Source organism: Mesorhizobium sp. M7A.F.Ca.CA.004.04.2.1, assembly GCF_004022825.1.
GTDB lineage: Bacteria > Pseudomonadota > Alphaproteobacteria > Rhizobiales > Rhizobiaceae > Mesorhizobium.
In genome coordinates this window covers 838-5,243 of sequence record NZ_RZPH01000379.1, presented here as the reverse complement: position 1 = coordinate 5,243, position 4,406 = coordinate 838, and the positions used below count along the sequence as shown (strand labels likewise).

The window sequence follows — 4,406 nt, the reverse complement described above, 5'->3', positions numbered from 1 at the left end:
GCTTACGCTCCACCATAAAAGCCGCTTTGGGCGGCCGACACGAAACACACAACGATACAAGTATCCGGGCTGCCGCCCGTGGGAGGTTACCATGGCATCCGTTCCCTTCGATCAACTCGATGGCTCCATCTGGATGAACGGCGAATTCGTCCAATGGGGTGACGCCAAGATCCATGTGCTGACGCACGGGCTGCATTACGCCAGCGCCGTTTTCGAGGGAGAACGCGCCTATGGCGGCGAGATCTTCAAGCTCAACGAACACACCGAGCGCCTGCATGAATCGGCACGCCTGCTCGGTTTCAATATCCCCTATACGGTGGCCGAGCTCAACGACGCCTCATCCACGCTTCTCAAGAAGCAGGGTTTCCAGGACGCCTATGTCCGGCCGATTGCCTGGCGCGGCAGTGAGCAGATGGGCGTCTCGGCGCAGAACAACCGCATCAACTGTGCCATCGCCATCTGGCAATGGCCGAGCTATTTCGATCCTGCGCAGAAGCTGAAAGGCATCCGTCTCGATGTGGCGGAATGGCGCCGGCCCGACCCGCGCACCGCGCCTTCCAGGTCGAAGGCAGCCGGCCTCTACATGATCTGCACCATGTCCAAGCACGCCGCCGAGGCCAAGGGCTATGCCGACGCCATGATGCTCGACTGGCGTGGCCAGGTCGCCGAAGCGACCGGAGCCAACATCTTCTTCGTCAAGGAGGGCAAGATCCACACACCCAAGCCTGACTGCTTCCTCGACGGCATCACCCGCCGCACGGTCATTGGGCTGGCCAAGGATCGCGGCCTGGAGGTGATTGAACGCGCCATCCTGCCGGAAGAGCTGGAAAGCTTCGAGCAGTGCTTCCTGACCGGGACGGCGGCGGAAGTGACGCCGGTTTCCGAGATCGGGCCTTACCGATTCGAGGTCGGCGAAATAGCCAAGAATCTTATGAATGACTATTCTGCGGCCGTTCAGCCCAAGCACGCGATCGCCGCAGAATAACGAAAGTCACAGCTTTTTTAGGAAGTAGGGGCGGTTTTCGGGCCGCCCCTTTTATTTCAGCGTTTCTGCATTTGACTTTCGTCCAATTCGGCGTCTCATGATGGTGTCGGCCCGGGAGGCTGACAGCTATGGAGGGACTAATCATATGGACATGAACACGCTTCTTCCGATCATCATACAGGTGATTACTGGCGTCATCGGTGGTCAGGCGGTCGGTGCGGCGCTCAAGACGGCGGCGATGGGTCAGCTTCCCAAAATCCTGGGCGGAGCCATTGGCGGCGTCGGCGGTGCGGCGATCCTCGGCAGCCTGCTGGGTGGCGGTGCGGTCGATCCGGCGGCTGCGGCAGCAGCAACGAGCGGTCTCGGCAGCGCGCTGAACCTGCAGAACATCGTCGGCGGCGCCGGCGGCGGCGCGATCCTGACCGCCATTCTCGGCGCGGTCATGGGCGCCATGAAGAAGTAGGCGGGCCGTTAAGGTCTTTTCAAATGGGCGGCTTCGGCCGCCCATTTCCGTTTTCGGAGCTACCGATGTTCGTCTTGCGAGGGTGGACGCCCTTTGTCCGCGCCTCTACATCACCCGTGAACATCGAAAGGACGATCATGGGTCAGCTCAATGCCGGCATCGTGCCGGTCACACCGTTCCAGCAGAATTGCACCATCCTGTTCGACATGGATGACAAGCATGGCGTCGTCGTCGATCCTGGCGGCGATATCGACAAGGTGCTGGCGGTGCTGAAGGACAATGCGATCTCAGCCGGGGCGATCTGGATAACGCATGGCCACATCGACCATGCCGGCGGCGCAATGGAGTTGAAGGAGGCGCTCGGCGTCGAGATCATCGGTCCGCATGAGGCCGACAAGTCGCTGCTCGACAATCTGGAAAACCAAGGCAAGCGCTACGGCATCGCCGGAGCGCGCAACTGCGTGCCCGACCGGTTCCTGTCCGAAGGCGAGACCGTGTCGTTCGGCGGCCATGTGTTCGAGGTGCTGCACTGCCCCGGCCATGCACCAGGTCACGTCGTATATTACAACCGCGCGGCCAAGTTCGCCCATGTCGGCGACGTGCTGTTCCGCGGCTCGGTCGGCCGCACCGACCTGCCGGGTGGCGACCATGCGGCACTGATCGCTTCGATCAAGGACAAGCTCCTGCCGCTCGGCGACGACATCGGCTTCATCTGCGGCCACGGTCCCGGCGGACGTTTTGGCGAGGAGAGGCGGACCAATCCTTTTCTCGTTTAGAGCAATTCACCATTTCACGGAAACGGCGGGGCCGCTCTAACCCTTTGTTCTGACTCAATTCCCAAGGGAAAACGCTTCGCGCTTTTCCCGGGAAACCGTTTCACACTTTTCCTGGAATTGCTGTAGGGCGTGCCGATATTCGCCTGCCCCAATCCTGTGATGCTCCAAACAGAAAAGCGCTGGCCTTGCGGTCAGCGCTTTTCTGTTGGGGCAGGGAGGCCCTGGTTTAGTTCGCCGTGCAGAAATGCTGTTCGCCGTCATTACCGGTGAACGTGCCGGTGCGGGAATTGAAGGTGCGGTAGCGGTCCGAGCAGTATTCGTACCAATCACGCGTCCACGGCTCGGCATAACGATCAGCGTAGACCACCCGCGGCTCCGCATAGTAGCGGCGGACCGGGGCCGGGCGCACCACCACGTCACGATCGTAGTAACCGTCATCGTAGTAGCGGTCAGCGTCGGGCGGCGGGCGGTCATTGGCCAATGCGCCGCCGATCAGCGCACCGGCCGCGAGGCCGAGCACGCCGGCGGCAATGGCATCGCCGTTGCCATGATGGCCATGATGGCGGCGCCAATCACGTGCGTTGGCGGCGGGCAAGGCCGAAAGCGTGGTGGCGACCACGGCAGCGGCCAGGACGGCGGTCTTGAAAATTCGGTTCATCTCGGTCTCCTTCGTGCCGGCCCGTGTAGTTTCGGGGATGCGGTCCGGCTTTACCAAAGACTAATATGCAACCGTGGCTGAACGGGGGCTGAACGGATTTCGACGAATTTATTCACACCAGGCGTCAAAGGTCACACGCCTCCAGGGAGCGAAAACCATCGCCGGTCCAAGCCGGCTCAGCCGACCGACAGATTGACGGCCTTGGGTCCCTTGCCGCGCTTGTCCGGCTCGGTGTCGAACGACACTTTCTGGCCATCCTCCAGGCCGGGAAGGCCGGACGCCTGCACGGCTGAAATATGGACGAAAACATCCTTCGCGCCATCATCGGGCGTGATGAAGCCGAAGCCCTTGGCATGGTTGAAGAATTTGACGGTGCCGGTCTGCGGCATGGGAAGCTCCTTTGTCCCATAAACTCCAGTCTCGGGCCGGCAAATGCCCGAGTGGAAATTTGTCCTTTATTTTAGCGTCATCGGCAAGAGAAAGTTTTGCGGGCGTCTAAAGCACGTTGCGGCACGCTTTGGGTCTTTGTTTTATGCAAGTCGTAGCCCAGAACCTGGCGGCTTGGGCGACATCACCGGCCCGCGCCTTCGATAAGGAAAAGGCGCGACGAAGATCGCCGCGCCTTTCAAAATTCAGATCCCTCTCCAGGCCAGGTGCAGGCATGGAGCCTCCGTCGCACGTCCGAGTGACATGCGGCGCGCCGATGGCTCAGGCTGCGCGGAGGTTGACGGCCTTGGGGCCCTTGCCCATGCGGTCCGGCTCGACGTCGAAGGTGACCTTCTGGCCGTCAACGAGCGTGCGCAAGCCGGAGGCTTCGATCGCGGAGATATGGACGAACACATCCTTGGCGCCACCATCGGGCGTGATGAAACCGAAGCCTTTGGTCGCGTTGAAGAATTTAACGGTGCCGGTCTGGGCCATTGGGGAAACTCCTTCACCCGTTCAGTCTTTGGTGGTCCCGCCCGCCGCCTGGCGCAAAGGGCAGTTCCCGGTGGTTGCTTCGGCAGTCATGCATTGGCGCATGGTCAAACCCCCCGCCGAAAACGGGGCCGTCAGAGATTCACAGTATCGGGGAAAGGTCGTCCAAAACGTTCCGCTCTCCGGGTCGCAAATGCCCGAACACGGAATTTATCGCACGGAAACGTGATGGTTGCAAGATACCGCCGCGGGCCGCCGTACTGGCGCATCCCGACGCATCAATCGACTGACCTGAGCATCGATGGGCTCGGCATAGGCTTGCTTGCCGGCCGGGTCATCGGCCAGAGCCGGGCCACGAATGGGCCAGACATCGCGGCGCGCTGACCTCCCTTTCGGTCCAGGCGCCGTTGTCGGTTGCCGAGCTCAAACGGGGGTTGCATTTGGCAAGGGAATGGCGAGGATCGGTAACCGGGGACCGATCGTGGGAGATCATCATGAAATTTCTGGCGGCAATCTTTTCGCGGCAGGGTTTTGTCATCCTGTTGCTGTCGGCAGTTCTTGCCGCCTGCACTGTTGTCGTCGATGAGGGACCAGGGCCACGCCCGC

6 protein-coding genes and 1 pseudogene are annotated in these 4,406 nt (G+C 61.3%); 4 read left to right on the top strand and 3 right to left on the bottom strand.

Features of this window, described 5'->3' with window-relative positions:
• Positions 1-91: 91 nt before the first annotated feature.
• The 3 genes from EN893_RS17770 to EN893_RS17760 all read left to right on the top strand — a co-directional run bounded on the left by EN893_RS17770 (position 92) and on the right by EN893_RS17760 (position 2,224).
• Positions 92-985, top strand: coding sequence for a branched-chain amino acid aminotransferase (locus EN893_RS17770; RefSeq protein ID WP_127268418.1), 894 nt, complete (start codon positions 92-94; stop codon positions 983-985).
• Positions 986-1,130: 145 nt separating this feature from the next.
• Positions 1,131-1,448, top strand: coding sequence for a hypothetical protein (locus tag EN893_RS17765; protein ID WP_023809804.1), 318 nt, complete (start codon positions 1,131-1,133; stop codon positions 1,446-1,448).
• Positions 1,449-1,585: 137 nt separating this feature from the next.
• Positions 1,586-2,224: an MBL fold metallo-hydrolase gene (locus tag EN893_RS17760; protein ID WP_127268419.1), complete on the top strand. Its 639-nt coding sequence runs from the start codon at positions 1,586-1,588 to the stop codon at positions 2,222-2,224.
• Positions 2,225-2,450: 226 nt separating this feature from the next.
• On the opposite strand, the gene EN893_RS17755 is transcribed toward EN893_RS17760, so the two are convergent.
• From EN893_RS17755 to EN893_RS17745, 3 genes are all read right to left on the bottom strand, one after another.
• Positions 2,451-2,882, bottom strand: coding sequence for a BA14K family protein (locus tag EN893_RS17755; protein ID WP_127268420.1), 432 nt, complete (start codon positions 2,880-2,882; stop codon positions 2,451-2,453).
• Between the two features lie 176 nt (positions 2,883-3,058).
• A complete protein-coding gene (locus EN893_RS17750) occupies positions 3,059-3,271 on the bottom strand; it encodes a cold-shock protein (protein WP_013530020.1) in 213 nt (70 codons plus the stop codon).
• A 319-nt stretch (positions 3,272-3,590) separates the two neighbouring features.
• Positions 3,591-3,803 carry a cold-shock protein gene (locus EN893_RS17745; protein WP_006202520.1) on the bottom strand — a complete coding sequence of 71 codons (213 nt, stop codon included), beginning with the start codon at positions 3,801-3,803 and terminating at the stop codon, positions 3,591-3,593.
• Positions 3,804-4,294: 491 nt separating this feature from the next.
• On the opposite strand from EN893_RS17745, the pseudogene EN893_RS39315 reads away from it, so the two are divergent.
• Positions 4,295-4,406: pseudogene (locus tag EN893_RS39315) on the top strand (peptidase); the annotation flags it as partial.

What these genes read in the sequence shown, in the direction of transcription:
- EN893_RS17770 (WP_127268418.1), top strand. Translation starts at nt 92, where the DNA reads ATGGCATCCGTTCCCTTCGATCAACTCGATGGCTCCATCTGGATGAAC.
- EN893_RS17765 (WP_023809804.1), top strand. Translation starts at nt 1,131, where the DNA reads ATGGACATGAACACGCTTCTTCCGATCATCATACAGGTGATTACTGGC.
- EN893_RS17760 (WP_127268419.1), top strand. Translation starts at nt 1,586, where the DNA reads ATGGGTCAGCTCAATGCCGGCATCGTGCCGGTCACACCGTTCCAGCAG.
- EN893_RS17755 (WP_127268420.1), bottom strand. Translation starts at nt 2,882, where the DNA reads ATGAACCGAATTTTCAAGACCGCCGTCCTGGCCGCTGCCGTGGTCGCC.
- EN893_RS17750 (WP_013530020.1), bottom strand. Translation starts at nt 3,271, where the DNA reads ATGCCGCAGACCGGCACCGTCAAATTCTTCAACCATGCCAAGGGCTTC.
- EN893_RS17745 (WP_006202520.1), bottom strand. Translation starts at nt 3,803, where the DNA reads ATGGCCCAGACCGGCACCGTTAAATTCTTCAACGCGACCAAAGGCTTC.